At 69.2% G+C, this 402-nt stretch carries 1 pseudogene; it reads left to right on the top strand.

Going from position 1 to position 402, the window contains the following annotated elements:
- Positions 1-402 (top strand): annotated as a pseudogene (locus G3I78_RS49980) (histidine kinase); the annotation flags it as partial.

Here is a 402-nt window from a genome sequence, read left to right on the forward strand (position 1 = left end):
AGTACCGCGACGCGGAGTTCACCGAGATGGACGTGGACGCGGTGCTCGCGCGGCATCCAGCGGTCGCGCTCGTCGACGAACTCGCGCACACCAATGTGCCCGGCTCGCGCAACGTCAAGCGCTGGCAGGACGTCGAGGAACTGCTCCAGGCGGGGATCGACGTCGTCTCGACGGTCAACATCCAGCACCTGGAGTCGCTGGGCGACGTGGTCGAGACGATCACCGGTGTCCGTCAGCGCGAGACCGTCCCGGACGAGGTGGCCCGGCGGGCCGACCAGATCGAGCGGGTCGACATGTCTCCGCAGGCCCTGCGTCGCCGCATGGCCCACGGCAACGTCTACAAGCCGGACAAGGTCGACGCGGCGCTCTCGAACTCCTTCCGGCCCGGGAACCTGACCGCCC

Origin of the sequence: Streptomyces sp. SID13726, assembly GCF_010548375.1 — a bacterium.
Lineage (GTDB): Bacteria > Actinomycetota > Actinomycetes > Streptomycetales > Streptomycetaceae > Streptomyces.